Genomic DNA, 25,474 nt, shown 5'->3' with positions numbered 1-25,474 from the left:
CTGCGTGCTACCATGCAGCCGTTTCAATTTGCATAGACAGGATCATCCGGTGAGTCAGATCGAATTCGATATCGAATGGACCGAGCGCGCGGCGAAGAAGGCCGAAAAGCTCGTCCCCAAAGGCACCCCTCTGGCGTTGCCGCCGATCGAATGCATGCCGGCCGAAGGCGACGTGCTGTTCCTCGGTCAGGGCGACAAGAAGCAACCGTTTATCGTGGTGGAACGTCAGTACCATCACGAAGGCGAAGACGCATGGACGATCGTCCTGATTCTCGATCTGCCCGAATAACATTGATGTCCATACGCGGCGTTCGAGTCGACTAAATCGGACAGATCGCAGAGCAACAACGCACGGCGCGGCCACTGGGGAAATCCCGGTTGTCGCGCCGCTTTGCTTGGAAAGGGCGGCTTTCTATACTGGAATCGCGTCTTAACTCATGCGATAACGGCGGAGAGATCGACCATGATCATGCCCCACCTTTCCAACGCCCAACTCATCAGCATGTTTGCGATCGCCGTCTTCGGCGCAATCATCGTGGGCGCAATGCCCTGCAAGGGCGCCATTCGAATGTGCTGGCGCTCGCTGCTCGTGGTCGTCGGTGCAGTGCTCACGGTACTGGCGTTCGAGCTGGTTCCGCTGCTCGCCTGAGACCTTTTTTGCGGATTTTCACCATTTAGGGTTGACCCCCTGCGGAAGAGTCGATATTATCTCGGTCTCGTTGGGGCGTTAGCTCAGTTGGTAGAGCAGCGGACTCTTAATCCGTAGGTCGAGTGTTCGAGTCACTCACGCCCCACCAAACGAATTCTGAAAAGGCTGCTTTGCCGTGCAGCCTTTTTTATTCCCGGTTGCATCGGGGCGTTAGCTCAGTTGGTAGAGCAGCGGACTCTTAATCCGTAGGTCGAGTGTTCGAGTCACTCACGCCCCACCAAAGCACGACAGGAAAGGCTGCATCGCATGCAGTCTTTTTTGCTCCCGGTAGCACAGGGGCGTTAGCTCAGTTGGTAGAGCAGCGGACTCTTAATCCGTAGGTCGAGTGTTCGAGTCACTCACGCCCCACCAGATGCACACAAGGGCCGCACATCGTGCGGCCCTTGTCGTTTCTATCGTCACTTCTGCTGCCCGCCCTTGCGCCTGTCGTCCTATTCCTACAGTCGATTCAGTCTTGACCGATAGTGCGCGCAACGCCGTCCATCTAAGCTGGACTCATGCCGCTGCGCTGCGCGCAACGCGCACACGCCACAGGAGATTCATCATGAAAACGGCGAAGTCGATTCTCGTTGTCATCACGGCGCTCGCCATAGGCTCGTCGATCTTCGGTTGCACACTCGGCGGTGCCGTCGCAGGGGGGGTCATCGGCCACGAGGCCACCGGTGGCAGCACCGCCGGTACCGTCGGCGGCGCCGTCGTCGGCGGCGTCATCGGTCACGAACTGGGTAAGTAACAACCGCCCGCGAGTGATCGCTTGCCGTCACCGCCCCACGACATAGAGCGGGGTGTTGACGGCATAGCCGTACATGATCAGCACGCCACCCACGATCGCGTCTCCTGCCGCCCTCGCCTGCGCCTCGGTCGCGTAGCGTTTCGCTTGCGCCGTGCACGTCGCGTAATGCCGTCCACCGCCCTTGGGGGTGCCGTCGTGACGGCCGACGAACGCCGCCTGACGCACGCTCCACAAGAAGTAACCCTCGCATTTCGCCATCTCCGGCGGGCGCCTGACCGTCACGTCCTCCTTCTGCGACTCCTCCCCCGCCCGGTGTAGCCGCCACTGACGCTTGATCGCCGCATCGGACCAACGCCCCATGCCAATGTCTTTTGCTTTGCCTTTTGCCATTGCTCCCTCCTTGGATTTACCTGCGGCACTGCGCTCGCGGGCACTCCGATAATGGTGAACAATAACGAGGTGAATGGGGGATAGGGAGTGTCCGATATGCGATGCCATACCCTGTGACGACGCTTTCCAAGGAATCGACACTCGCAGATCGTCATCCAAAGGACACCAGACTGCGGCCCTGCTATGGCGCATAGGCCGCAGCGCGCGTTATTTCCTGCGGAACATAGCGCAGCGGCCACGCAACGATGCCGCAATGCACACTGCGCGAGCCATCCTCATTGTCTACACTGAAAGTCTCGTTCTCATCGCACTGCGGGTTCGTGTGTCGCCACGGCATCCGCATGACCGGGGTATGGCGACCGTCACCTTCGCACCAGCAATCCAGCGCCACGTCAGCGTGGACGCCCAGTCCGTCGATGGACCGACCGTCCACGACGTGCTCGCCCAATGCGTCGCTCACACGCCCGAGCTACGTGGCTATCTGTTCAACGATCAGGGGCGCTTGCGGGCGCACGTCGCCGTCTTCGTCGATGGATGGCTGATACGCGACCGCCGCTCGCTGAGCGACCCGCTCGAGGACGCCAGCCGCGTGTACGTGGCGCAAGCGCTCTCGGGGGGATGAACCCGCGGGCGACAAACAAGACCCGCACGCATCAAGGAGGAAGACCGTGGAACATGTCACCGGAGCCACGCTGCTGGTCGCCACCCGCAAGGGACTATTCACGTGGCAACGTGAGGGCACTGCCTGGCGATTAATGTCGAACACTCCCGACTTTCCCGGCGAGCCGGTGAGCATGGTGTTGCACGACGCGCGCGACGGCACGGATTACGCTGCGCTCAATCTCGGACATTTCGGCGTGAAACTCTGGTGCCGCGCTCGCGACGCGAACGAGTGGACCGAACTCCCCCCGCCCGCCTTCGCCCCGCAAACGCAGCAGTCCGAATCATCTTCCGGTGACGCCCAGGCCCCCTCGGTAGAGCTGATCTGGTCGCTCGAAGCGGCCGGCCCGGACGCACCCGGCGTCCTGTGGGCGGGCACGATTCCCGGCGGCCTGTTTCGCTCTGGCGACCATGGGCAGCACTGGGAACTGATGCAAAGCTTGTGGGATCGCCCTGAGCGCGCCGAGTGGATGGGGGGCGGCTACGACCATGCAGGCATTCATTCGATCTGCATCGATCCGCACAACAGCCGGCAGGTGATGGTGGCCGTGTCGACCGGCGGTGTCTGGCGCACGCGCGACGACGGACGCACCTGGGCGTTGGCAGCCAGCGGCATGGAAGCCGATTACATGCCGCCCGAGCGACGCCTCGATCCGAATGTGCAGGACGTGCACCGGCTCGTGCAATGCCACGACGCACCAAACGCCTTGTGGGCACAGCATCACAACGGTATCTTCCGCACCCTTGATTACGGCGCGTCCTGGCGACGGATTCAGGCGGCACCGTCGAGTTTCGGTTTTGCCGTTGCGGTCGATCCGCACGACCCCGACGTGGCGTGGTTCGTGCCGGCGCAACGCGATGCGTGCCGCATTCCGGTCGACGCCCGGCTCGTCGTCACTCGCACGCGCGATGGCGGTGAGTCGTTCACCGCGCTCTCGCACGGGCTGCCGGAGACGCCGTCCTACGACCTCATCTACCGCCACGGGCTGGATATCGACGCCACCGGCCGCACGCTTGCCATGGGCTCGACAACCGGTGCGCTATGGATCAGCAACAACGCCGGCGAACAATGGGAGTGCGTCTCGGCGCACCTGCCTCCGATTTATGCGGTGCGCTTCATCTAACTTTCCTGTCAGAATTCGCCGCACTGCTCATCCCGCCGTTTACCCCGCCTGTGCGTAGGAACACCTTCAGTTATCGTATTTTTCGTCGTATACGAAGGTGGACGGACAGGCTTTCATCGAATCCCCCGTCACGCGTCGCCGGACATCTCGCACGTGTCGTTCTCGGCGCGTGAGCCAACGTCGCGTCACGCTTCACCCGCCGTATCGAAGCGCTCTGCGACAGACCGGCGACCACTCCTCGAAACGCCGCGCACCACACGTTACCCGTGTTGTCCCGGCATCAAATCCCTAAATGGAGTCATTCCTATGCGAATCGCCGACCTGAAGATCCGAACCCGGCTGTCCATCGGCTTCGGCACGTTGCTAGTCCTGTTGTTAAGCATGCTGGTCATCGCACTGGTGCGTTTCGTCGCCATCGAACGTGCCAATGAAGAACTGCTCACCCGCGCGTGGGCCAAAGCCGATGCGGCGCACCGCATCGATGCCATGGTGCGCGGCAACGCCCGCCGCCTGATCGAGGCCATCGTCACCACGGACGCCACCCAACGCAATGCGTTCAACGAGCGCATCGATGCCAACCTCGCCCGCATCGCCAAGGCGCAGGAAGTGCTCGACAAATATGTGACGTCGGGTAAAGGCAAGCAGTTGCTCAACGCCGTGCGGCAGCACAACGATACCTTTCTGAAGGCACGCGGCAGCGTGATCTCGGCGTTGAACGCCAGCCAACGCGACACCGCGCTGCGCATCGCGCAGCAGGACGCCCTGCCCGCACTCGACGCCATGCAGGCCGAGGCCGTCGAACTGGTCACGCTCCAGCAAAAGATCGTCGACGAAACCGGTGCCGCCACGAGCGCCGACATCGTCTTCGCCAAATGGCTGCTCGCCACCCTTGGCGCTGCGGCGACCGTCGCAGGCATCGTTGCCGCATGGTCGGTCACGCGCAGCATCACACGTCCGCTCGCGCGCGCCGTCGAAGTGGCCGAACGCGTGGCGCAGGGCGATCTCTCGAGTCGCATCGACGTGACGAGTCGCGACGAAACCGGCCAACTGATGGCAGCGCTTAAACACATGAATGAAAGCCTCGACCAAATCGTGCGGCGTGTGCGTAGCGGCACGGCAGCCATCGCGTCGGCTTCGGGGCAATTGCTCTCAGGCAATACCAATCTGTCGGCACGCACCGAAGAACAAGCGGCGTCGCTCGAAGAAACCGCTTCGTCGATGGAACAACTGACGGCGACCGTGCGCCAGAATGCCGACAACGCCCGCCAGGCAAGGCAACTGGCGTCGAACGCATCGGACATCGCCGGCGAAGGGGGACGCGTCGTCGAACGTGCCGTCACATCGATGCAGGAAATTGCCGCCAGCTCGACGAAGATCAACGACATCATCGGTGTGATCGACGGCATCGCCTTCCAGACGAACATTCTCGCGCTGAACGCCGCCGTCGAGGCCGCGCGGGCCGGCGAACAGGGACGCGGTTTCGCCGTCGTCGCCGGTGAGGTTCGCACGCTCGCCCAGCGCAGCGCAGCCGCTGCGAAGGAGATCAAGACCCTCATCGAGACCTCCGTCGGCAAGGTGGAAGACGGCTCTGCACAAGTGCGCGATGCCGGTCGCACGATGACGGAGATCGTGCAAGCCGTGCAACGCGTGACCGACATCATGGGTGAGATCTCTGCGGCATCGAACGAGCAGTCGGGCGGCATCGAGCAAGTCAACACGGCCGTCATGCAGATGGATCAGGTTACGCAGCAGAATGCCGCGCTCGTCGAAGAGGCCACGGCCGCCGCCGGGTCGCTGGAGGATCAGGCGCGTCAACTGCGCGAAGCCGTCGCCGTGTTCCGGCTCTCGGATGGAGGCGCCTACACGTCCGGTCACGATGGCGACACGGACGTCGCTGCCAATGGTTCGCGCGGGGCAGTACTCGCGTTCGCCCGCCAGCGCCAGGTTGCCTGACGAGTGACAGCGTAACAGTGTGACGGTGTGACGCCCGCTGTGCGGGCAGCGCCGCCGAGGCACGGCGAATTGCATGGGGTTGCGAAGGGTTGCGCACGGTTGAGAAGGCTTACGACACGGGGCCTCAGCCCCTCGCAAATCCCCATGCTTGCTGGTCTTTCGCGCGATATCGCCGCCTGCGCGGCATTGCAACATTGGAGTATGATGGCTGCTGTTATGTTTTTTCCCCACCGTCCGGAAAAGAGGTGTACCGTGGCCCGAAAGACCCCCATCGAGCGCTATCGCAACATCGGCATCAGTGCTCATATCGACGCTGGCAAAACAACGACGACCGAACGCATCCTGTTCTACACGGGCGTCAACCACAAGCTGGGCGAAGTCCACGAAGGCGCTGCCACGATGGACTGGATGGAGCAGGAACAAGAACGCGGCATCACGATCACGTCCGCCGCGACAACCTGCTTCTGGCGCGGCATGGCCGGCAACTATCCCGAACATCGCATCAACATCATCGACACGCCGGGCCACGTCGACTTCACCATTGAAGTCGAGCGGTCGATGCGCGTGCTCGATGGTGCGTGCATGGTCTACGACTCGGTCGGTGGCGTGCAGCCGCAATCCGAGACGGTCTGGCGTCAGGCCAACAAATACAAGGTGCCGCGCATCGCGTTCGTCAACAAGATGGACCGCGTGGGCGCCGACTTCTTCCGTGTCTACAAGCAGATTCACGAACGTCTGCGCGGCAACGCCGTGCCGATCCAGATTCCCATCGGCGCCGAGGACGGCTTCCAGGGCGTGGTCGATCTCGTGAAGATGAAAGGCATCGTCTGGGACGAAGAATCGAAGGGCGTGAAGTTCGAGTATGTCGACATTCCCGCCAACCTCAAGGACACGGCGCAGGAATGGCACGAGAAGATGATCGAAGCCGCCGCCGAGGCCGATGAGGCGCTGCTCGAGAAGTATCTCGGCGGCGAAACGCTGACCGAGGCGGAAATCCAGGCAGGGTTGCGCAAGCGCACTGTCGCGGGTGAGATCGTGCCGATGCTGTGTGGCACCGCCTTCAAGAACAAGGGCGTGCAGGCCATGCTCGACGCCGTGATCGATTACCTGCCCTCGCCGGTCGACGTGCCCGCCATCGCCGGTCACGATGAGGACGACAAGGAAATCGAGCGCCATCCGTCGGATGACGAGCCGTTCGCCGCCCTCGCGTTCAAGATCATGACCGACCCGTTCGTCGGCCAATTGATCTTCTTCCGCGTGTACTCCGGCGTGATCGAATCGGGTGGCACGGTGCTCAACCCGCTCAAGGGCAAGAAAGAGCGACTGGGCCGCATTCTGCAAATGCACGCGAATACGCGCCAGGAAATCAAGGAAGTGCGCGCGGGTGACATCGCCGCCGCCGTCGGCCTGAAGGAAGCAACGACTGGCGACACGCTGTGCGACCCGAACAACGTCATCATTCTGGAGAAGATGGAATTTCCGGAGCCGGTGATTTCACAGGCCGTCGAACCGAAGACCAAGGGCGATCAGGAAAAGATGGGCCTCGCGCTCAATCGTCTGGCGCAGGAAGATCCGTCGTTCCGCGTGCAGACCGATGAAGAATCGGGGCAGACGATCATCTCAGGTATGGGCGAGCTGCACCTCGAAATTCTGGTCGACCGCATGCGTCGAGAGTTCGGCGTGGAAGCGACCGTCGGCAAGCCGCAAGTCGCCTATCGCGAAACGGTGCGCAAGAAAGTCGAAGACGTGCAGGGCAAATTCGTCAAGCAATCGGGCGGCCGTGGCCAGTACGGTGATGTCGTCATCTCGCTCGAGCCGGACAAGGAAAAGCCGTACGAATTCGTCGACGCGATCAAGGGCGGCGTGGTGCCGCGCGAGTACATCCCGGCCGTGGACAAAGGCATTCGCGAGACGCTCAACAGTGGCGTGGTGGCCGGCTATCCGGTCGTCAACGTGAAGGTCACGCTCACGTTCGGTTCGTACCACGACGTGGACTCGAACGAGAACGCGTTCCGCATGGCAGGCTCGATGGCCTTCAAGGAGGCAATGCGCAAAGCCGATCCGGTGCTGCTCGAGCCGATGATGGCCGTGGAAGTCGAAACGCCCGAAGAGTTCATGGGTAACGTGATGGGCGACCTCTCAGGGCGTCGCGGCATCATGCAGGGCATGGACGACATCGTGGGCGGCGGCAAGATCGTGCGCGCCGAAGTGCCACTCTCGGAAATGTTCGGCTACTCGACGTCGCTGCGCTCGCTCACACAAGGGCGCGCCACCTATACGATGGAATTCAAGCACTACGCCGAGGCACCGAAGAACGTGGCCGACGCCATCATTTCGTCCAAGAAGTAACGCATCAGACGTCGGGCGCGGCGGGCAGAACAGGCTGCACACCGCGCTGACGATCAACGCCCGCGACTGGCACGCTCTCGTCTCCCGACAGGATCGTTCCGCTAGCGGGCGTTGTCCTTTTTGCCTTAGCGCGTCACGTCAATATGAAGAACATCCTCAGCATCCAGTCTCATGTCGTGTTCGGCCACGCCGGAAACAGCGCCGCCGAGTTCCCGATGCGGCGTCTTGGCGTCAACGTCTGGCCGATCAACACGGTGCAGTTCTCCAATCACACCCAATACGGCAAATGGACCGGGCAAGCGTTGCCCAGCGAGGAAATCCTGCGGCTTGTCGATGGCATAGACGACATCGGTGAGCTGGGACATTGCGACGCCGTACTCTCCGGCTATCTCGGTGCGCCGGAGCAGGCGGGCTTCGTGCTCGCGGCGGTGCAGCGCGTCAAACAGGCCAATCCCGCCGCGATCTACCTGTGCGACCCGGTGATGGGGCATCCCGAGAAAGGGTGCCAGGTCAAGCCGGGCATCGAACAATATCTCGTCGAACACATGCCTGCGGCGGCCGACATCATGGCCCCCAATCATCTCGAGCTGGAGAAGCTCTCGCAGCACCCGATCGACACGCTCGACGATGCCGTCGCGGCATGCCGCGCCCTACTCTCGCGCGGGCCGAAGATGGTGCTCGTCAAGCATCTGGAATACGCCGGCAAGCCTGCCGATCGGTTCGACATGCTGGTGGTGACGAACAACGAGGCCTGGCATGGCTACCGTCCGCTGTATCCGTTCGCGCGTCAGCCTGTGGGCGTGGGCGACCTGACCTCGGGTGTCTTCCTCGCGCGCTTGCTCAAGGGCGATACGACACGTGCGGCGTTCGAGCACACGCTTGCCGCAGTCGACGCCGTGCTGCGCGCCACGCATCTCGCCGGCCGTTATGAGTTGGAAATCGTGCGGGCGCAAGACGAGATCGTCACGCCGCCGCGCCATTACGAGGCGCGGGCGGTCTGACAGTGCAGACAGTACGGCGCCGGGCGAATCAATACGTGCGCAGTTGTTCGGCGTGATGTGACAGATGGTCCGCCATGAAGGTCTGGATGAAGTAGTAGCCGTGATCGTAGCTGTTGTGACGTCGCAGCGTCAGCGGCTGGCCGGCGTCGCGGCATGCCTGCTCGAAGATGTCCGGGTTCAGTTGCGCTTCCAGGAACTGGTCGTTCAGGCCCTGATCGATCAGAATGCCGCCCGGGAACACCATCTGCCCGGCCTTCGCCATCAGTTCGCTGGCATCGTACTGCCGCCACGTTTCTCGATCCGTCCCCAGATACCCGGTGAACGCCTTCTCGCCCCACGGGCAACGCATCGGCGCCGCAATCGGTGCGAACGCCGACACCGAGCGGAATTTGTCAGGGTTGCGCAGCGCGAGCGTCAATGCACCATGTCCCCCCATCGAGTGGCCGAAGATGCCGACGTGCTCCGCGTCGATGGGCAGCGATTGCGTCACCAATGCGTAGAGTTCGTCGACAAGATAGCTGTACATGCGATAGTTCGTGGACCATGGCGCCTGCGTCGCGTCGAGATAGAAGCCTGCGCCGACGCCGAAATCCCACGCATCGGTCTCACCCGGCACACCCGCACCGCGCGGGCTCGTGTCGGGGGCAATCAGCGCCACGCCATGTTCTGCGGCCAGCCACTGTGCGCCGCCCTTGATCATGAACGTCTCTTCCGTGCAGGTCAGCCCCGCAAGATAAAACAGCGCAGGCACTGCACGGCCGTCGCGCACTTGCGGCGGCAGGAACACCGAAAAACGCATCGGCAGACCGATGGTGGTCGAGGCGTGACGATAGAAGCGCTGCGCGCCGCCGAAACAACGGTGTTCTGAAATGAGTTCAAGCATGACGAAATCCGGGAAAGTTCGGGAAGCCGGTAATGGCATCGCTACCAGCCATCTGGCCGCCATTGCGATACGGCAGCTATCTTACCTCGCGCGGCGACGCGTGACATCGCCAAGGCACCCAGGGCGTACAACGCATGTCGGTGTGCGCCGGATGACGGCATCTATGTCGCGCTTGTCGCCTTGTGACAGGCAAACGCGCATCGCTAGGGTTGGTGTCCCTGACTCGTTACAAGGAGCGCCCCATGCCGATGTCACCACATGACGCCGTTCTACTTCAGCGGCAAGACCTCGCTCGACGATACGACACCGGGAGGTGGCTCATGAGCCTTCTCCTTTCTCCTTTCCCGGCGGCTCGAGCCGTCGACCTGGGCCGGACTGACCGGACTTGTGGTGGCCCTCGGCACGTCGCCAGACGTGATGCACGAGCTTGTCCAGGCAGGCGCAGCGCCGGCGTCGCTTGCCGCCATGGTCTTGCCTGAGCGCGGCGGCCCGCCGGCCGGTCAGGCGGGCGGGCCGCACAACGACGGCTCGCATCAGGCGTAAACGCACCGTCGGCGAGATACGGGCCAAAACGCGGTGGGATCTCGCTTTTGACCCGTGCTCAAAAAAAGTGTCAGGATTTCTAAACTTTTCGCCGCAGCCGTCGCTATACGTTAAAGGATGTGAGGTGACGTGCTGCACCGCCAGTGAGAATTTGATCTCCGCGGCGCGTTGTCATAATCGCTGGCTATGATCCGTCGCGCAGTACGAGACGCGGCCTCAGCCAGCGTCGGACGCACCGAAGCCCCCTCCCGTCAGGCAGTCGCGGCAACGTAATCCGTCAAGCAGTGCATCACAGAAGCATCGCGCCACCCTCACCGGCACGGTCCCCTTTGGCGGACCGGCCAGGACGAAAACGACGATGCATAACACCGACCAGATTCACCAGAGATTCGCCCCGGGGGTCATATGAAGCTGATCTTGCTGGCGCTTGCCGCCTCGCTGCTTACGCTCGTCATGATGGTGCAGGCGCGCAGCGAAGCTAACGACGTTGCGGCCTCCGCCCCGAGTGCACGGCCCGCGGACATCAATGCCGGTGACCGCATACGTACTCGCAAAGACATGGCGATGTGGAACGCACGCCGCAAGATGCACGCCGTGCGTCAAGAAGATTGATACCGCCAGAGCGGCATTCTCTGCGCAGCAACATGCTGCGCCGCACCAAACTTGGGCATCCTCCGCCGCCGTCCTATAGTGGAAGCGCGATTCAGGTGAGGAGACAAGAATGCTGCCCATATTCCACTTCAACCTTTACGACTTGACGTTGTTCCTGCCGATGGCGGTGGCCGGTGCCTTGCTCGTTGGCGGCATCCCCGTCGCGACCCGCAGCACGCGCTACGGCCTGCGTGCGGCCGGCGCGGTGGCCGGAGCGCTCGTTGCGCTCCTTGTCGTGGAGGCGTTGCCCGTGCTCGTGTAGCCGGCCTACGCACTCAGCCGCATTGAACAACGGAAGGCCTCTGGCGCGCAGCGCGCGCGGTGGGTGCTTTTCCCGAAATTTTTTCAGAATTTCGTGTTCCGAACTGGCAGCGGGTCACGGCAGGTGTCGAGCCCATCGTCAAACACAACGGTCACGACGCTGTCATCGCTGCCACCTATGCTGGTCTTCGGCAACTTCGGTTGCGCTGTCACCCTCTCTGTTGCGCCGCCGACCCGCTCGGCGGCTTTTTTTGCTGCCGCCGGCACGCGCTATCGGCCACGCGCATGCCCACCGCTTTTGTCCCGACATGTGCCTCGCCATCGCCTACAATCACCGGAAGTGCAACGCCGAGTGCGTAGTTCCGATGATCGAGATCGGAGACTTCGCACGACGCCGACAGAGGAGGTCCCCGCATGTCCGACGCGTTCTCCCGCGCCTTTGCCGTAGTCATCAATCAATACCGTTCGCCGCGCCAATACACCGTGTCGGTGGAGCGGGCGAGCGAGATGATCGCGAAGAACATCGGCCTGTTTTCCGACGGCTTTGCCGCAGAACCGCACCTGATCGTCGGTTTATTCGAACACGAGGCCGACGCGTGGGCGCTCGCCTGTCGCCTCCAGCGCACCCGCACCACCGTTCAGGCCCTGCTTCAGACACCCGCGCGCACCGCTTTCGTCGCCCCCCCCGAACTGGACCCGAGCGACTGACGTAAGTCCCGCTATTCTCGCTTCCCCCTCACGACTGCCATGGGTCAAAAAAGCGCGCCAGCGTCTGTTCGCAAGCGTAGAATTCGGAATTCCAGATATCACAGAGACCGGCGAGCCCCGGAATTCCATGTCGAACCCCGCTGCATCCCCCGACTCGACGGCAACCGACCGGCCCCTCGCGCCGCTTGAACCCCTTGTGAGCACGCCCGTACTGATCGATCAGGTCTATTCGCGTCTGCGCGACGCCATTGCGGATCTCACGCTGCCCCCGGGCGAGCGCATCCGGCAAGCCGAACTGGCCGATTCGCTAGGTGTGTCGCGCCAGCCCGTCAGCCATGCTTTGCAGTTGCTCAAGCGCGACGGTCTGGTTTGCGACAGCGGGCGTCAGGGCCTGGAGGTCGCCCCCATCGATGCCGATCACCTGCGCCAGCTCTATCAGGTGCGCACGGCCCTTGACGGTCTGGCGGCGCGGCTCGCAGCCACACGTATGGCGCAAGGCACGTTGAGCGAGCCGGAACTGCGCCGTCTGCAGCAGGCGGTTGCGACAGGCATGGCGATGACGCGAGGCACACCGGTAGCGCGTCAGGTACGCATTGAGGTTGCGTTTCACACGGCGCTGCATGACGCGTCGGGCAACCCGCTGATCGCGCAGACGGTCGCGCCGCAATGGGCGCACATCATGCGGGCGATGGCTGCGACGCTTGGAGCCATGCCGATGCAGGAAGTTGTCTGGCACGAACACGGGGAAATTGTCGCGCGCATCGCGGCAGGGGATGCCAATGGCGCCGAGACCGCCGCCCGCGAACACACCGAAGCGGATGGCGGCAACGCGCGTCGCGAGTGGCTCGCGCGGCTGGCCGCGTCGCATTGATCATGCAAGCCGTCATCTCTGCCGCCCTCCCCGTCTTCGGGCTGATTTTCGTCGGCTATCTGTGCGCCCGTCGTGCCTGGCTCGGCGAGGCTGCGCTCGACGCACTCAACCGCTTCGTCGTCTATCTCGCGCTGCCTGCCGTGCTGTTCCAGTCGATGGCGCAGATCACATGGGCGGAGCTGGTCAACCCTGGGTTTCTGGGGGCATTCGGCGGCGGCATGGCCGCAACGTTCGCGCTGTCTTTCATGCTCGATCGCACGGTGCGCGGACGTCTGACCGACGCCAGCATCGAAGGCATGGGCGCGGCCTATCCGAACGCCGGGTTCATGGGATTGCCGCTATGTCTCGTGGCCTTCGGTCCGGCCAGCGTACCGGCGGTGGTCGTCGCGATGCTGCTCACGGCAACCGTGCTCTTCGCCATCTCCATCGCAATCATCGAGACGGATCTGCAAGCCACACCGAACTGGCGTCGCACGGCGGGCTTCGTCGTCCGGGCGCTGGTACGCAATCCGCTCGTCGTTTCGCCGTTCGCCGGCATGGCGTTTGCGGCCGCAGGTATTGCGCTGCCCGCCCCCGTGTTGCACTTCACCACGTTGCTCGGCGGGGCGGCCAGTCCGTGCGCACTAGTGGCGATCGGCATGTTTCTCGCGCAGAGCTCGGGGGCGGCGAAAGAGCCTCGGATTGCACGCGCGGTGGGACGTCTCGTCGGACTCAAGCTCGTCTTTCAACCGGCGGTCACGGCATTTCTGGCGTTCCGCGTCTTCGATCTTCCGGCGATCTGGGCGCACAGCGCACTGCTACTCTCGGCCCTGCCCATCGGCACGGGGCCATTCATGCTGGCGCAACTGTACGGACGTGAAGCCGCTGTCGCCTCGCGCGCGATTCTGATTTCGACGGTGCTTTCGGTGGTGACGGTATCGCTGCTGATCGGCTGGTTCAGCGGTCGATAAGACAGGGGCAAGCAAGCCCCGGCGACATTTCGGGCTTGTTGCCGTCCGCCGGCGATACGCTCAGCGCAGCGTCGCTGCGGAGGCCACGACGACGCGGTCGCGACCGGAACGCTTTGCGGTGTACAGCGCCGCGTCGGCAGCGCCAAGCAGACGCATCGGGAGCGTCTCAGGGTCGTGACTATCGCGCGGGTCCACACTCGCCAAGCCAATGGAAATCGTGAGCGGCACGGGCGCACCGTCGTCGTCCGGAACTTCCAACCGCGCCACAGCGCGACGTACCCGCTCGGCAACCGTCCCCGCCCAGCTCTGTTCCGTCTGCACGAGCAGCGCGGCGAACTCTTCCCCACCGTAACGTGCGAGGGTATCCGTCACTCTCAATTGCGCACGCATGCACACACTGGCCGCGCGCAACGCACGGTCGCCGGTGGCGTGACCATGGCTATCGTTGACGCGCTTGAAATGGTCGATATCGATCAACAGACACGCGAGCGGCGCACCATAACGTGCGCCGCGCACCACTTCTTCACGCAAGCGCTGATCGAAATAGCGGCGATTCGAGAGCCCGGTAAGCGGATCGGTCAGGCCGATGCGCTTGAGGCGTTCGCGATTCCACATGTTCTCGAGACATACGGCAACGACCGCGCCGAAGCGTTCGAGAAAATCGGTCGCCATTTCCGGCGAGAAGCGGCGCGCGTCACGGCTGCCCAGTGCGATGATGCCGAGATAGCGGCCGTTGCGGGCCAGTGGCATAACGACGGCACTCGCAGGCGCGCGCGGCCCGAAGAGCGGCGCATGGCGCTCACGCGGCGCGCCGATCCAGAGTTGGCCGTCGCCACACACGGCAGAGAACGTACCGGCATCCTGCGCGATGCAAAGACCGGCGTCGAGCGCACGAATGCCTTCGGCAGTGTCGATGAGATCGCGCAACGTGTCGTCGACCTCGGCGAGCATCAGACGCACCCCCGACAGATCGAAATCGTGCCGCAAGCGGTTGAGCATCACTTCCAGAAACTGACCGAAGTCGGGCGCCCCCATCAGCGCCAACTCGATGTCCTGAAAACGTTTTAACGAACGCTCATTGCGCTGGACGGTCGCCAGCAGCGATTGCAGGGAGTCGAGCGTCGGTGCCTGGTTGGTTGCCACGTAAGGTCTCGAGAGACACGCGGCACTTCGCGGCCGCCTAGCTTGTTTGCCCTGCATCGTGCCCTGGCGCTTCGGCGTCGCGCCCGTCATGCGCGCCGGAGGACAAGTAACAGGCCGGAACGAATAATATCGAACGCGTTCGCCGAGCCCATGGTGAGGCCGTCATGATGACAGTCGGCAAGGAGACTGTCATGAGGCCGTTAACGGCACTCGCCCATCAAATTGAAGGGCAGTGCCACTGAATTTTGCCGCCATGAAATCGAGCCGTGGTGGGGTTTTTTGTGTTGCTAGGGAAAATACCTAGTTCATAGGCAGATCATGCGGCAGCGCACCAAATTCGTTGGCCGTGACTCAACGCCTCATTCGGACGGTCGGCCGACCATCTCGACAAGTCATTTTTGCAGCCCTACAATCGCGGCCGCTCGAACGCACTGTCAGTGACAAAGCTGGTGGCGCGACCCGATTGGGCGGCGGCGGCGCGGCACACCCGCCGGCGACGCCAGCACTCAAACCTACGGAGACCCTGTTGTCCATGCTCTACCCGCGCACCCTGCGCAACGTCGGCGTCGCTCTTGCGCTGGCAACGTTTGCGATGTTCTCGGCCTCGGCATTCGCCGCTTCCGCCGCCCACACCCGGCCCGGTCATCACGCCAAAGCGCAGCATGCCTCGTCATCGAAGCATCGCCACCACGGCGCCGCGACGAAAGCGTCGGCGAAGACGTCTGCGCATAAGAAATCTCACGCGCACAAGACAGCGCACGGCAAGACGGCCATGAAGGCACATCACGCGTTGCCGCCCAAAACGACGCACCGTGCACACCCGACAGTGGCCAGCCAGCGGCATCCGCATTCGCGTGCCTGAAGTCGTGCACCGCGTTATAGTGAACGTTGAGTGAGCGCGCATGGCAAAGCGGCTCACTCTGCCGTTCTCTTTCACTCAAACCGCATAGCGCGATGACACGTCCATGACAGCCTGGCAAGCCAGCGCTCGCGTTGCGTCCACGCCACAAGACACGCTTTCCATCACTTCGCCCGAGGATATTCTGGCGCACGCCGTTTTCGGTGACGGCGCTTCTCATTGTGCCGAGCATGCCTCCCAATCAATGGGAGCGCCAGCATGACATCACCCCGCATCCTGCCGGCGACGATGGCGGACGTTGCGCCTATCGCCGAGTTGCACGCGCGTAGTTGGCAAGCGACGTATGCGCATATGCTGCCGACGGAACATGTGCGCTCTCATCTCGTGCAAGAACACGCTGCGTTGTGGCGCGACCGTTTCATGCGCGCCGACGATCCCGCAATGCGTATATGGAAAGCCTGTCCCGACATGGCGAATGGATCGCTCGCCGGATTTGTATGTGCGTTATCTGGCGGTGACGGCATCTTGCTCGATAACCTCCACGTGGCCGCCACGTGGCAAGGTCGGGGCATTGGCCGGGCCTTGTTCCATCAGGTAAGGGACTGGGCGAGCGCCCTCGATCCTGACGCTGCGCTTTATCTCTGGGTGCTCGCAAGCAATACGCGCGCCCGGCAGTTCTACGACCGGCTCGGGGGCCGCGCGGGTAGGGTTCATCCGATTGCGGTGTCGCCCGGCATTGAAGTGCCGGCATTGCGTTACGTCTGGCAGACCGAAAAGATATGACTTCGGACGTGCCATCGCAATGGTAGTCAGACCGGTCGCCCGGCCATACCGAATGCATACCGCAACGCAGCGAAAAATGGCTTGAAACTGGCGTGGATCAACAATCTAAAGTTTCCCTGCTTGACACCTTCCCACCTTTCCCGTAAAAAAACGGGTGCATGAACGTTGTATGGCGAGTCTTGTGTCATCTAATGTCGCCCTCTGCGTCAACTCGGTTGTACCTGATCAGCTTTAATGTCATGCGCTCGCTGAGCTTCTCGCTCGCTCATTTGAAAACTTTAAGGATTTAAGAAATGGCAACTGGTACCGTCAAGTGGTTTAACGACGCCAAGGGTTTTGGATTCATTACGCCGGACGAAGGTGGTGACGATCTCTTCGCTCACTTCTCGGAAATCCAATCGAAGGGTTTCAAGTCGCTGCAAGAGAACCAAAAGGTCAGCTTCGAAGTGAAGATGGGACCGAAGGGCCGTCAGGCCAGCAACATCCAGCCGCTGTAAGCGACGGATGTTTCGCTGCTGATCGCTAACGCGATCGACGCGCCTCGGATAGCGCCGCAAGGCCTGCCCGAACTGAAAACCCCGCTCACGCGGGGTTTTTTCGTTTTTGCAGGTATGCTGAACCTTTCAATCCGGAGGTGACGATGGGCTTACTGGTAGACGGCGAATGGCACACTGACGGGTACGACACACACGCCACTGGCGGACGCTTCGAGCGACGCCCCGCCACCTTCCGCCACTGGGTCACACCGGACGGTGCTGCCGGCCCCAGCGGCGAAGGTGGCTTTGCAGCGCAACGCGATCGCTACCTACTGTACGTGAGTTATGCCTGCCCATGGGCGCATCGCACGCTCATCATGCGTGCCCTGAAGGGTTTGCAGGACATGATTCCCGTGGCGGTCGTGAACTGGCTGATGCTCGACGACGGCTGGACGTTCCAACCCGGCCCCGGCGTCACCGGCGATCCGGTGGGCCGCGCGCCTTTTCTGCGCGACGTCTACCTCGCCGCCGACGAACACTTCACCGGCCGTGTCACCGTGCCCGTGCTGTGGGACAACGTACGCCGCACGATCGTCAGCAACGAGTCTTCGGAAATCCTCCGCATGTTCAATAGCACCTTCGATGCGCTCGGTGCGACCCCAGGGGACTACTACCCGCTCGCCCTTCGCGAGGAAATCGACAGCCTGAACGCCCGCATCTACGACACCGTGAACAACGGCGTCTACAAAGCTGGTTTTGCCACGACGCAGGTGGCCTACGAGGAAGCCGTCGCGCCGCTGTTCGAGACGCTGGATTGGCTCGATGCACGTCTGGCCACCCGCCGCTTCCTGACCGGCGAGCGCATGACGGAAGCGGACATTCGATTCTTCACCACGCTGATCCGCTTCGATGCCGTGTATGTCGGCCATTTCAAGTGCAACCTGCGACGCATTGCCGACTATCCGAATCTTTCTGCCTACACGCGTGACATCTATCAGCAGCCAGGCATCGCAGCCACGGTGAATTTCGAGCACATCAAGCGCCACTACTACGAAAGTCATCGAACCATCAATCCGACGGGTATCGTGCCCAAAGGCCCGTTGCAGGGTTTCGATGCTCCGCATGGCCGGGCGCGAATGATGACGCTACCGAGTCCCTGAGTCACGGCGCCAGTTCAACCTGCAAGAAAGCCGCCGTCTGCTGCCAGAACATGTCCAACGACATAACTGGACTCACTTGAACTCAGCCAGACGACGGCAGCGGCGACCTCCTCGGGATGCCCCATCCGCTTGAGCGGAAGACCCGCCGCAACGCTGCGCATATCCGCAATGCCCGAGGCGAGCATCATGGCCGTCACCACACGCCCGGGCGCGACCGCGTTGATGCGAATGCCCGAAGGGGCATATTCCATCGCGGCGGCACGAGTGAGCGAATTGAGCGCCGCCTTGGAGGCACCATAGAGCGCGAGCCCGGCATTGGGATTTCGTACGCCGCTCACACTCGTGTTGTTGACGATCGTGCCGCCACCGGAGGCGAGAAGCGCTGAAATCTCGTGACGCATCGCGTGAAAGACAGCGCGAACATTGGTGTCGAACACCTGTGAGTACACAGCATCAGTCTGGTCAGCCAATCGCGCACGCGGCTCTTGGAAACCGGCGTTGTTGAACACCGCATCGAGCCGGCCGAATTGCGTCATCGTTTGCGTGACCGCGCCGACGATATCCGTTTCGCACGTCAAATCCGTGCTGACGAACAAGCCCTCCGCCCCGAGCCGCCGGATATCGTCGGCCAGTGCGCCTCCGAGCTCCTTGCGCCGTCCAGTGACGATCACGGCACGCGCCCCCTCCTGAGCCATACGCAAGGCCGTGGCGCGGCCGATACCGCTGGTGCCACCCATGACGAGGCACACGCGGCCGTCGAGCCTTCCAGCGGGCACACTGACGGGCATCGGCCCGGCAAGTTCGGTCAGCGAGGGGAAATCGTTCATGGTGGCGACCTCTCTAGATGTTGTTTCAGGACGGCTTCGCCCGGGCAACGTTTCCGAGCCTGCGTCACACGCCCAGGCACGCACTCGTCAACGTTGCTTCAACGCGGCGGCGTAAAGCCGCATTCCTTCCAGTACGATGCGGTCCTGCCCGCGCTCCAGACGGCCCAGCGCCTCCATCACCTGCGCGCGAGCGAACGCGTGAATTCCTGCCACGCGCTTCTTGCCGACCGGTGTCAGGAACAACCGCTTCACACGGGCGTCGTGCTCCGAGACCGCTTCGCCGACATCGCCGGACTGCACCAGCTTGCGCAGCATCCGGCTGACGCTCGACTTCTCGAGACGTAGTCGCGCGCCAAGGTCGCGCGCCGTGATACCGCCGCGCTCGATCTCGATCAACGCATGGACAGCGGACGGCGAAAGGTCAGTGCCGGCAAAATTACCGCCCATGAAACCCAACTCCCGGACCATCTCGCGCGATACGGCGCGAATGGATTCGACCAACGACGGATCGGGGCTCACTGTGCAAACGCTCCCATTGGTATTTCGCTGAAATGCACTCCAATATAGTTGTACAATACAACTTAATAGTTGCACTTCGCAACCACAAAAATAAAAAAGGGCATCGTGAGCCGTTACCCACGATGCCCATCTATCGCTTCAATGCGCAATGCTGCGTGACGCTGCGTGATGCTTGCGTAATGATCCGCCTCGGATCAGACAGCGCGCGGCTTCACACGACTGGCGGCTTCGACCGCGTTGCTGCGAGCGACATCCAGATCGTTGTCATACGCCAGCGCAACACCCATACGGCGCTTCACGAAGCTCTCCGGCTTGCCGAACAGACGAATGTCGGTTTGCGGCACTTGCAGGGCGCGATCTACGTCGTCGAACACGATGCCCGTCGCGTCCACACCGCCGTAAATGACGGCACTCGCGCCCGGCGTCTTCAACGTGGTGTTGACTGGCAGACCGAGAATGGCGCGCGCGTGCAGCTCGAACTCGTTCTGCCATTGGGTAATCATCGTGACCATGCCTGTGTCGTGCGGACGCGGACTGACTTCGCTGAACCACACGTCTTCCCCCCTCACGAACAGCTCGACACCGAAGATGCCCTGCCCGCCGAGGTTGTTCGTAACATCGCGCGCGATCAGACGAGCGCGTTCGAGCGCCACCGGCGACATCGGATGCGGCTGCCAGCTCTCGACATAATCGCCGCTCACCTGCTTGTGACCGATGGGGGCACAGAAGTGCGTCTCGATCTGCGCGTCGGCACCACGCGCACGCACGGTCAACAGCGTGATTTCGTAGTCGAAGTTGATGAAGCCCTCGACGATGATGCGACCGTGGCTCACTCGGCCACCGGCCATCGCGTAATCCCATGCAGCCTTCACGTCGGCGGGGCCGTCGATCTTGCTCTGCCCCTTGCCCGAACTGCTCATCACCGGCTTGACGATGCACGGATAGCCGATGCCGCCATCGATGGCGGCCTGCAATTGCTCGAGCGAATCGCAGAACTGATACGGGCTCGTCGGCAACCCCAGCGTCTCGGCGGCCAGACGACGAATGCCTTCGCGATCCATCGTCAGACGCGCGGCGCGAGCCGTCGGGATCACGCGCACCACACCGTCCGCTTCGAGCGCTTCGAGCATCGGCGTGGCAATGGCTTCGATCTCGGGCACGACGAGATCCGGCTTTTCGGCTTCGATCAACGCCTTGAGTTGCTCGGGATCGGTCATCGCGATGGTGCGAGCGTGGTGGGCAACCTGCTGCCCCGGCGCGTTCTCATAGCGATCCACGGCAATCGTCTCAACCCCCAGACGCTGCAAGGCAATCAGCACTTCACGGCCGAGTTCGCCCGCGCCCAACAACATGACCTTCGTCGCGTTCGGCGACAGCGGTGTTCCGATAGTGGTCATTTTCGACCTTTGGAGAGTAAGAAATCAGAAGCGTCGACGCGCCTTAGCGTCCTACGCGAAAACCGTATTGTAGCGAGCATGACCACCGCTGCGCCGCCGGCCACGTCAAACAAGCGCACCTCGCAACACACGGCGGCAACTCGCCACCATGCATGCCTCGCTCTCCTGATAGCCCGTGAGCACCCAGGCGGTGCCGGCGTTGGTCATCGCGCCCACCAGCGCCACGCCGACAATTCTCGCCTGCGCTTGCGCATCCTCACTGGCCGGTGGCGGCACGTTGGCCATGCTCAGGATCAGCTTTGCGAATTCCGAGATATAGCGGTGATAGGCCTGGTCCGTCTCGGGGCTCACGCCCATCACCTCGAGCAGCAAGACACGCGCCGCATGCGGGTTGCGCAGAAACGCGAAAAAACTGTGCAGACTGGCATCGAGCCGCGCGTCGAGCGTTGGTGCGCTCGCAGTAATGGCGGCTTGCAACTGCCCGAGCAAGGTTTGCGCATGATGCGCATACGTCGCACGCAACAAATGCTCCAGATTCTCGAACGCCGCGTAGAAATACCGGTCGTTGAGCTTGGCCAGACGGCACACCGAACGCACCGTTGCGCGACGAAATCCCACCGTGCCGAAGACTTCCGTGGCGGCATCGATCAGTGCAGTAAGGCGTGCCTGCTCCCGCTGGGCCTGCCCCACCCCGCCATAGCGCCGCCCGCCGGTCGCCGCTGGCGGCGCAACCGGCCCCGCAGTTGGCGATGCCGTCGACGCGGCATCTCTCGATTCGAGCCCTTGTTCCATTTCGCTATTTGACATCACCTAAGGGCAAAACTAAAGTGGTGACACTCAACACCAAATTACAGATAATGCGATGCCCATCACTTGGCGGTGGGTAGACGCGTCACGAATCGGAGACAAACACCATGACGACGTTTACGGACAAAGTGGCAGCCATTACCGGTGCCGGATCGGGCATGGGCCGTTCGCTGGCGCTCGAACTGGCGCGCCGCGGGACGCACCTCGCATTATCGGATATCGACGAGAACAGCGTGGCGAACACGGCCACTGTCTGCCGCACGTTGGGCGTTCGCGTCACGGCGCAACGGCTCGACGTCGCCGATCGAGACGCCGTTTTCACCTGGGCTCACGAGACGGCCGCGGCCCACGGCAAGGTCAATCTCGTCTTCAACAATGCCGGCGTTTCGTTGTCGGTGCCGGTGGCGACCATGCGCGAGGAAGATTTCAAATGGCTGATGGACATCAACTTCTGGGGCGTAGTGCATAGTACGCAGGCGTTTCTCCCCCACCTGATGGCGTCCGGCGAAGGGCATATCGTCAATACGTCGAGCCTGTTCGGCATCATCGCCATGCCGACCCAATCGGCCTATAACGCCAGCAAATTCGCCGTGCGCGGCTTCACCGAAGCGTTGCGGATGGAGCTTGAACTGGCACACGCGCCCGTCTCGTGTACGTGTGTACATCCGGGCGGCGTCGCGACCAATATTGTGCAGACCTCGCGTATCGACGACAGCATCACCATGCTCACCGGCGTGGACGCCCACACGCACCGCCGGCGCGCCAACAAGCTCATCGACGCGACGAGTGCGGACGCCGCCGCGCGGCAGATCCTCGCGGGCGTCGAGCGTAATGCACGACGCGTGCTCGTCGGCAACGACGCACACCGCGTCGATAAACTGGCCCGTCTGCTCGGCGCGCGCTATCAGGCCGTGGTGGCCTGGTTCTACCGGCGCTCAGCCATGGCTCGCAAGCCTTCGTCGACCAAGCGCGACGCAGCGGCTCGCGCCACGGCAACCAAATAAACGACGCCCGGAGACCATCGCCATGACGGCAAACACGACAGCCACCGACATCGCCCGTGTCCCCACGGACCTCGACGTCATCATCGTCGGCGCAGGACTCTCCGGTATCGCCGCCGCGCATTTCCTGCGCGAGCGCTGCGCTGGCACGCGGTTCGCCATGCTCGAAGCGCGCCAGTCGCTCGGCGGCACGTGGGATCTCTTCCGTTATCCCGGCGTGCGCTCCGACTCCGACATGTTCACGCTCGGCTTCAGCTTCCGTCCTTGGGCCAGCCCTCAGGCCATTGCCGATGGCGGCGAGATTCTCGACTATCTCAAGGACACCGCTCGCGCAGAGGGGCTCGACAGCCTGATCCGCTACGGCCACAAGGTTCGTGAAGCCCGCTGGGATTCGACGATCGCGCGCTGGACGTTGGACATCGAACGCACACACGCCGATAGTCGTCAGGACACGCAGACCCTCACGTGCCACTTCCTCTTCATGTGCAGTGGGTATTACGCCTACGACGCCGGACACGCACCGGCGTGGCCGGACATGGACACCTTCACCGGCGCCATCGTGCATCCGCAGCACTGGCCTCAGGATCTCGACTATCGCGATAAGCGCGTGGTCATCGTCGGCAGCGGCGCCACGGCGGTAACGCTGCTGCCGAGCATGGCGGCGACGGCGGCGCACGTCACCATGCTGCAACGCTCGCCGAGCTACATCCTGTCGATGCCGAGTCGCGACGGCGTCGCCGAACGTTTGCGCGCGTGGCTACCGGCGGGCATGGCACACCACGTCGTGCGCGCGAAGAACGTGCTCATCGCCCTCGGCTTCTACAATGCGGCGCGACGCTGGCCGAACGCCATCCGTCGCGTACTGATTCGCCGCGCAGCACGGCAGGCACAAGGTCATGTCGACGTCGAACGCGACCTCACGCCCCGCTATCAACCGTGGGATCAACGGCTTTGCCTCGCACCGGGCGGCGATATCTTCAAGGCGTTGCGCGGTGGACGAGCCGCCATCGTGACGGACGAGATCGCGTCCTTCACAACGAACGGACTCGCCCTCAAGAGCGGCAAGACGCTCGACGCCGACATCGTCGTGACGGCGACCGGCCTGCGCGTGCAGTTGATGGGCGGCGCCCGTCTGCTGGTCGACGGCAAACCCGTGGTGCTCTCCGACTCGGTCGCCTACAAGGGCATGATGTATAGCGATGTGCCCAACCTCGCATCGGTCTTCGGTTACACCAATGCGTCGTGGACACTCAAAGCCGAGTTGATCGCGCAATACGTTTGCCGTCTCATCAATCATATGAATGCGCAGGGCGCAGACACCTGCGTGCCGCGATTGCGCGACGGCGAGCGCGGCGAGATGCCGGCCATCGGCCTGACGTCGGGCTACATTCAACGCGCCGCCGGGGCACTGCCAAAACAAGGTGGCCGCAAGCCGTGGGTGTTCTATCAGAATTACCTGCGCGATTTGCGATTGATGCGTTGGGGCAGCGTCGACGATGGCGCCATGCATTTCGAGCGTCGCGCGACGCGCTTGGTCGGGCCGGACGCGACTACGGCCTCACAGGCGTCGAATACGACGAGCGCCGTGGCATCGGCGACACGTTAAGCCCGCTTGCGCCCCGCATCGTTACGATGCACCCTGACTCACTTTGCCTGCTGCTAGATACGACATCATGCTCATTGCTTATTTGTTCGGTTGCCTCGTCATTGCGTTTGCCGCCATTGCGGTCGTGTTGATGCGTTTCACGCATCGCGTCGCGCGCCGAGCCGAAGCGGCCGTGCCGCCGGACGGCCAATATCTCGATATCGATGGCGAACGCCTGCATTACGTCGATTTCGGCCAGGGTCCGGCCGTCGTCTTCATTCACGGCCTTTGCGGTCAGTTGCGCAACTTCGCCTATTTGCCGCTGGCAGCGCTGGCGCGCACACATCGCGTCGTGCTCGTCGACCGGCCAGGGTCCGGCTACTCGACGCGCGCCGCACAACACGACGGCGCGATTGCCTCGCAGGCGAACGCCGTCGCCCGATTGATCGACACCCTCGCGCTCGAGCGTCCGCTTGTCGTGGGGCACTCGCTGGGCGGGGCGGTATCGCTGGCGCTGGCGCTCGATCATCCGCAACGCGTCGGCGCACTCGCCTTGATCGCGCCGCTGACGCAGCCAGTGTCCGAGGTACCCGCCGCCTTTCGCGCCCTGGCCATTCGCAGCGCCCGCTGGCGCCGCTGGGTCGGACGCACCCTCGCCGTGCCCATCGGCATGATGACGGGCCGCACGACGCTCACGTATGTCTTCGGCCCGGAAGACGCCCCGAAGGACTTCCTCGTTCGCGGCGGCGGCGTGCTCGGCTTCAGGCCGGGCAACTTCGAAGCGGGCAGCGTCGACATCCTCGCCGCCGAGCGCGACATGCCCAGCCTCGCGGCACGTTACCCAGCCTTGTCGGTCCCCGTCGACATCCTCTATGGACGTGGCGACCGTATTCTCGATTACCGACTGCAAGGCGAGACCATGCCGCTCGCCAGCGAGCGCGTGCAATTGACGCTCGTGGACGGCGGCCACATGCTGCCCGTCACGCAGCCCGAGGCGACGATGCAATGGCTGAAGGACGTTGCAGCATGCATGACCGCGCCACAGTACGGTGCCTCCCAGCCTGCCATGACCGTGTCGGTGCATGTGGCGAATGGCACGGCGTCATGACGCCGCCCTGACACATTCCCCCC

The 25,474-nt window shown here is 62.9% G+C and carries 28 protein-coding genes and 3 tRNA genes; 24 read left to right on the top strand and 7 right to left on the bottom strand.

The features are described from left to right. Positions 1 to 49 precede the first annotated feature (49 nt). The 6 genes from PHO31112_RS06130 to PHO31112_RS06105 all read left to right on the top strand — a co-directional run bounded on the left by PHO31112_RS06130 (position 50) and on the right by PHO31112_RS06105 (position 1,442). Positions 50 to 289 (top strand): hypothetical protein, encoded by a 240-nt coding sequence (locus PHO31112_RS06130; protein WP_010804600.1) that lies wholly within the window; start codon positions 50 to 52, stop codon positions 287 to 289. Positions 290 to 463: 174 nt separating this feature from the next. Then, entirely contained in the window at positions 464 to 649 is a 186-nt protein-coding gene (locus PHO31112_RS06125; RefSeq protein WP_150619666.1) for a hypothetical protein, read from the top strand. Between the two features lie 72 nt (positions 650 to 721). Next, a tRNA-Lys gene (locus PHO31112_RS06120) sits at positions 722 to 797 on the top strand. Positions 798 to 853: 56 nt separating this feature from the next. After that, positions 854 to 929, top strand: a tRNA-Lys gene (locus PHO31112_RS06115). Between the two features lie 55 nt (positions 930 to 984). Next, a tRNA-Lys gene (locus tag PHO31112_RS06110) sits at positions 985 to 1,060 on the top strand. A gap of 193 nt (positions 1,061 to 1,253) precedes the next feature. Further along, positions 1,254 to 1,442 (top strand): glycine zipper 2TM domain-containing protein, encoded by a 189-nt coding sequence (locus PHO31112_RS06105; RefSeq protein WP_150619665.1) that lies wholly within the window; start codon positions 1,254 to 1,256, stop codon positions 1,440 to 1,442. A 27-nt stretch (positions 1,443 to 1,469) separates the two neighbouring features. Here the strand turns inward: PHO31112_RS06105 and PHO31112_RS06100 are convergent, their stop codons facing one another. After that, on the bottom strand, positions 1,470 to 1,832 hold the full coding sequence (locus PHO31112_RS06100; RefSeq protein ID WP_150619664.1) for a hypothetical protein: 363 nt from the start codon (positions 1,830 to 1,832) through the stop codon (positions 1,470 to 1,472). 352 nt (positions 1,833 to 2,184) lie between these two features. Between PHO31112_RS06100 and PHO31112_RS06095 the strand changes: the two genes are divergently transcribed. The 5 genes from PHO31112_RS06095 to pdxY all read left to right on the top strand — a co-directional run bounded on the left by PHO31112_RS06095 (position 2,185) and on the right by pdxY (position 8,919). Continuing rightward, the gene (locus tag PHO31112_RS06095; protein WP_150619663.1) at positions 2,185 to 2,454 is read left to right on the top strand and encodes a MoaD/ThiS family protein; all 270 of its coding nucleotides are present in this window, start codon (positions 2,185 to 2,187) and stop codon (positions 2,452 to 2,454) included. 46 nt (positions 2,455 to 2,500) lie between these two features. After that, the gene (locus PHO31112_RS06090; protein WP_150619662.1) at positions 2,501 to 3,616 is read left to right on the top strand and encodes a beta propeller repeat protein; all 1,116 of its coding nucleotides are present in this window, start codon (positions 2,501 to 2,503) and stop codon (positions 3,614 to 3,616) included. 306 nt (positions 3,617 to 3,922) lie between these two features. Next, positions 3,923 to 5,569 (top strand): methyl-accepting chemotaxis protein, encoded by a 1,647-nt coding sequence (locus tag PHO31112_RS06085; RefSeq protein ID WP_150619661.1) that lies wholly within the window; start codon positions 3,923 to 3,925, stop codon positions 5,567 to 5,569. A 252-nt stretch (positions 5,570 to 5,821) separates the two neighbouring features. Next, positions 5,822 to 7,918 (top strand): elongation factor G, encoded by a 2,097-nt coding sequence (gene fusA / locus PHO31112_RS06080; RefSeq protein WP_150619660.1) that lies wholly within the window; start codon positions 5,822 to 5,824, stop codon positions 7,916 to 7,918. A gap of 143 nt (positions 7,919 to 8,061) precedes the next feature. Next, positions 8,062 to 8,919, top strand: coding sequence for a pyridoxal kinase PdxY (gene pdxY / locus PHO31112_RS06075; RefSeq protein WP_150619659.1), 858 nt, complete (start codon positions 8,062 to 8,064; stop codon positions 8,917 to 8,919). Positions 8,920 to 8,947: 28 nt separating this feature from the next. Here pdxY and fghA read toward each other — a convergent pair whose 3' ends face one another. Then, on the bottom strand, positions 8,948 to 9,802 hold the full coding sequence (fghA, locus tag PHO31112_RS06070; protein ID WP_150619658.1) for an S-formylglutathione hydrolase: 855 nt from the start codon (positions 9,800 to 9,802) through the stop codon (positions 8,948 to 8,950). A gap of 390 nt (positions 9,803 to 10,192) precedes the next feature. Between fghA and PHO31112_RS27390 the strand changes: the two genes are divergently transcribed. From PHO31112_RS27390 to PHO31112_RS06045, 6 genes are all read left to right on the top strand, one after another. After that, a complete protein-coding gene (locus tag PHO31112_RS27390; RefSeq protein ID WP_217427010.1) occupies positions 10,193 to 10,345 on the top strand; it encodes a hypothetical protein in 153 nt (50 codons plus the stop codon). A gap of 405 nt (positions 10,346 to 10,750) precedes the next feature. Beyond that, the gene (locus tag PHO31112_RS06065; protein ID WP_150619657.1) at positions 10,751 to 10,957 is read left to right on the top strand and encodes a hypothetical protein; all 207 of its coding nucleotides are present in this window, start codon (positions 10,751 to 10,753) and stop codon (positions 10,955 to 10,957) included. Between the two features lie 109 nt (positions 10,958 to 11,066). Next, positions 11,067 to 11,258 (top strand): hypothetical protein, encoded by a 192-nt coding sequence (locus PHO31112_RS06060; RefSeq protein ID WP_150619656.1) that lies wholly within the window; start codon positions 11,067 to 11,069, stop codon positions 11,256 to 11,258. Positions 11,259 to 11,671: 413 nt separating this feature from the next. Continuing rightward, positions 11,672 to 11,965 (top strand): hypothetical protein, encoded by a 294-nt coding sequence (locus tag PHO31112_RS06055; RefSeq protein ID WP_150619655.1) that lies wholly within the window; start codon positions 11,672 to 11,674, stop codon positions 11,963 to 11,965. Positions 11,966 to 12,092: 127 nt separating this feature from the next. Then, entirely contained in the window at positions 12,093 to 12,836 is a 744-nt protein-coding gene (locus tag PHO31112_RS06050) for a GntR family transcriptional regulator (protein WP_150619654.1), read from the top strand. 2 nt (positions 12,837 to 12,838) lie between these two features. Further along, positions 12,839 to 13,786, top strand: a complete 948-nt coding sequence (locus PHO31112_RS06045) for an AEC family transporter (RefSeq protein WP_150619653.1) — start codon at positions 12,839 to 12,841, stop codon at positions 13,784 to 13,786. Between the two features lie 60 nt (positions 13,787 to 13,846). Here PHO31112_RS06045 and PHO31112_RS06040 read toward each other — a convergent pair whose 3' ends face one another. Next, on the bottom strand, positions 13,847 to 14,929 hold the full coding sequence (locus PHO31112_RS06040; protein ID WP_246177774.1) for a GGDEF domain-containing protein: 1,083 nt from the start codon (positions 14,927 to 14,929) through the stop codon (positions 13,847 to 13,849). Positions 14,930 to 15,455: 526 nt separating this feature from the next. Here PHO31112_RS06040 and PHO31112_RS06035 point away from each other — a divergent pair. From PHO31112_RS06035 to PHO31112_RS06020, 4 genes are all read left to right on the top strand, one after another. Further along, positions 15,456 to 15,791, top strand: coding sequence for a hypothetical protein (locus PHO31112_RS06035; RefSeq protein WP_150619652.1), 336 nt, complete (start codon positions 15,456 to 15,458; stop codon positions 15,789 to 15,791). 255 nt (positions 15,792 to 16,046) lie between these two features. Then, positions 16,047 to 16,571: a GNAT family N-acetyltransferase gene (locus PHO31112_RS06030; protein ID WP_150619651.1), complete on the top strand. Its 525-nt coding sequence runs from the start codon at positions 16,047 to 16,049 to the stop codon at positions 16,569 to 16,571. Positions 16,572 to 16,864: 293 nt separating this feature from the next. Beyond that, entirely contained in the window at positions 16,865 to 17,068 is a 204-nt protein-coding gene (locus PHO31112_RS06025) for a cold-shock protein (RefSeq protein ID WP_150619650.1), read from the top strand. 143 nt (positions 17,069 to 17,211) lie between these two features. Continuing rightward, a complete protein-coding gene (locus PHO31112_RS06020; RefSeq protein WP_150619649.1) occupies positions 17,212 to 18,207 on the top strand; it encodes a glutathione S-transferase family protein in 996 nt (331 codons plus the stop codon). Between the two features lie 14 nt (positions 18,208 to 18,221). Here the strand turns inward: PHO31112_RS06020 and PHO31112_RS06015 are convergent, their stop codons facing one another. The 4 genes from PHO31112_RS06015 to PHO31112_RS06000 form a co-directional block, all read right to left on the bottom strand. Next, positions 18,222 to 19,034 carry an SDR family NAD(P)-dependent oxidoreductase gene (locus PHO31112_RS06015; protein WP_217427009.1) on the bottom strand — a complete coding sequence of 271 codons (813 nt, stop codon included), beginning with the start codon at positions 19,032 to 19,034 and terminating at the stop codon, positions 18,222 to 18,224. Positions 19,035 to 19,121: 87 nt separating this feature from the next. After that, positions 19,122 to 19,553, bottom strand: coding sequence for a MarR family winged helix-turn-helix transcriptional regulator (locus PHO31112_RS06010; RefSeq protein ID WP_150619648.1), 432 nt, complete (start codon positions 19,551 to 19,553; stop codon positions 19,122 to 19,124). Positions 19,554 to 19,747: 194 nt separating this feature from the next. Next, positions 19,748 to 20,950 carry a formate-dependent phosphoribosylglycinamide formyltransferase gene (gene purT, locus PHO31112_RS06005; RefSeq protein WP_150619647.1) on the bottom strand — a complete coding sequence of 401 codons (1,203 nt, stop codon included), beginning with the start codon at positions 20,948 to 20,950 and terminating at the stop codon, positions 19,748 to 19,750. Positions 20,951 to 21,055: 105 nt separating this feature from the next. Further along, positions 21,056 to 21,742: a TetR/AcrR family transcriptional regulator gene (locus PHO31112_RS06000; RefSeq protein ID WP_246177772.1), complete on the bottom strand. Its 687-nt coding sequence runs from the start codon at positions 21,740 to 21,742 to the stop codon at positions 21,056 to 21,058. A 122-nt stretch (positions 21,743 to 21,864) separates the two neighbouring features. On the opposite strand from PHO31112_RS06000, the gene PHO31112_RS05995 reads away from it, so the two are divergent. From PHO31112_RS05995 to PHO31112_RS05985, 3 genes are all read left to right on the top strand, one after another. Beyond that, complete coding sequence (locus tag PHO31112_RS05995) at positions 21,865 to 22,761, top strand: SDR family NAD(P)-dependent oxidoreductase (RefSeq protein ID WP_150619645.1); 897 nt, start codon at positions 21,865 to 21,867, stop codon at positions 22,759 to 22,761. A gap of 22 nt (positions 22,762 to 22,783) precedes the next feature. Further along, the gene (locus tag PHO31112_RS05990; protein WP_150619644.1) at positions 22,784 to 24,364 is read left to right on the top strand and encodes a flavin-containing monooxygenase; all 1,581 of its coding nucleotides are present in this window, start codon (positions 22,784 to 22,786) and stop codon (positions 24,362 to 24,364) included. A 67-nt stretch (positions 24,365 to 24,431) separates the two neighbouring features. Beyond that, positions 24,432 to 25,451, top strand: a complete 1,020-nt coding sequence (locus tag PHO31112_RS05985) for an alpha/beta fold hydrolase (protein ID WP_150619643.1) — start codon at positions 24,432 to 24,434, stop codon at positions 25,449 to 25,451. The last annotated feature ends 23 nt before the right edge of the window (positions 25,452 to 25,474 follow it).

Source organism: Pandoraea horticolens, from assembly GCF_902459555.1.
Lineage (GTDB): Bacteria > Pseudomonadota > Gammaproteobacteria > Burkholderiales > Burkholderiaceae > Pandoraea > Pandoraea horticolens.
This window is presented reverse-complemented; position numbering and strand designations above follow the sequence as displayed.

Bases quoted from the DNA above. Each gene is read 5' to 3' on its own strand.
- PHO31112_RS06125 (WP_150619666.1), top strand. From the start codon at position 464: ATGATCATGCCCCACCTTTCCAACGCCCAACTCATCAGCATGTTTGCG.
- PHO31112_RS06105 (WP_150619665.1), top strand. From the start codon at position 1,254: ATGAAAACGGCGAAGTCGATTCTCGTTGTCATCACGGCGCTCGCCATA.
- PHO31112_RS06100 (WP_150619664.1), bottom strand. From the start codon at position 1,832: ATGGCAAAAGGCAAAGCAAAAGACATTGGCATGGGGCGTTGGTCCGAT.
- PHO31112_RS06095 (WP_150619663.1), top strand. From the start codon at position 2,185: ATGGCGACCGTCACCTTCGCACCAGCAATCCAGCGCCACGTCAGCGTG.
- PHO31112_RS06085 (WP_150619661.1), top strand. From the start codon at position 3,923: ATGCGAATCGCCGACCTGAAGATCCGAACCCGGCTGTCCATCGGCTTC.
- pdxY (WP_150619659.1), top strand. From the start codon at position 8,062: ATGAAGAACATCCTCAGCATCCAGTCTCATGTCGTGTTCGGCCACGCC.
- fghA (WP_150619658.1), bottom strand. From the start codon at position 9,802: ATGCTTGAACTCATTTCAGAACACCGTTGTTTCGGCGGCGCGCAGCGC.
- PHO31112_RS06065 (WP_150619657.1), top strand. From the start codon at position 10,751: ATGAAGCTGATCTTGCTGGCGCTTGCCGCCTCGCTGCTTACGCTCGTC.
- PHO31112_RS06060 (WP_150619656.1), top strand. From the start codon at position 11,067: ATGCTGCCCATATTCCACTTCAACCTTTACGACTTGACGTTGTTCCTG.
- PHO31112_RS06055 (WP_150619655.1), top strand. From the start codon at position 11,672: ATGTCCGACGCGTTCTCCCGCGCCTTTGCCGTAGTCATCAATCAATAC.
- PHO31112_RS06050 (WP_150619654.1), top strand. From the start codon at position 12,093: ATGTCGAACCCCGCTGCATCCCCCGACTCGACGGCAACCGACCGGCCC.
- PHO31112_RS06045 (WP_150619653.1), top strand. From the start codon at position 12,839: ATGCAAGCCGTCATCTCTGCCGCCCTCCCCGTCTTCGGGCTGATTTTC.
- PHO31112_RS06030 (WP_150619651.1), top strand. From the start codon at position 16,047: ATGACATCACCCCGCATCCTGCCGGCGACGATGGCGGACGTTGCGCCT.
- PHO31112_RS06025 (WP_150619650.1), top strand. From the start codon at position 16,865: ATGGCAACTGGTACCGTCAAGTGGTTTAACGACGCCAAGGGTTTTGGA.
- PHO31112_RS06020 (WP_150619649.1), top strand. From the start codon at position 17,212: ATGGGCTTACTGGTAGACGGCGAATGGCACACTGACGGGTACGACACA.
- PHO31112_RS06015 (WP_217427009.1), bottom strand. From the start codon at position 19,034: ATGAACGATTTCCCCTCGCTGACCGAACTTGCCGGGCCGATGCCCGTC.
- purT (WP_150619647.1), bottom strand. From the start codon at position 20,950: ATGACCACTATCGGAACACCGCTGTCGCCGAACGCGACGAAGGTCATG.
- PHO31112_RS06000 (WP_246177772.1), bottom strand. From the start codon at position 21,742: ATGGAACAAGGGCTCGAATCGAGAGATGCCGCGTCGACGGCATCGCCA.
- PHO31112_RS05995 (WP_150619645.1), top strand. From the start codon at position 21,865: ATGACGACGTTTACGGACAAAGTGGCAGCCATTACCGGTGCCGGATCG.
- PHO31112_RS05990 (WP_150619644.1), top strand. From the start codon at position 22,784: ATGACGGCAAACACGACAGCCACCGACATCGCCCGTGTCCCCACGGAC.
- PHO31112_RS05985 (WP_150619643.1), top strand. From the start codon at position 24,432: ATGCTCATTGCTTATTTGTTCGGTTGCCTCGTCATTGCGTTTGCCGCC.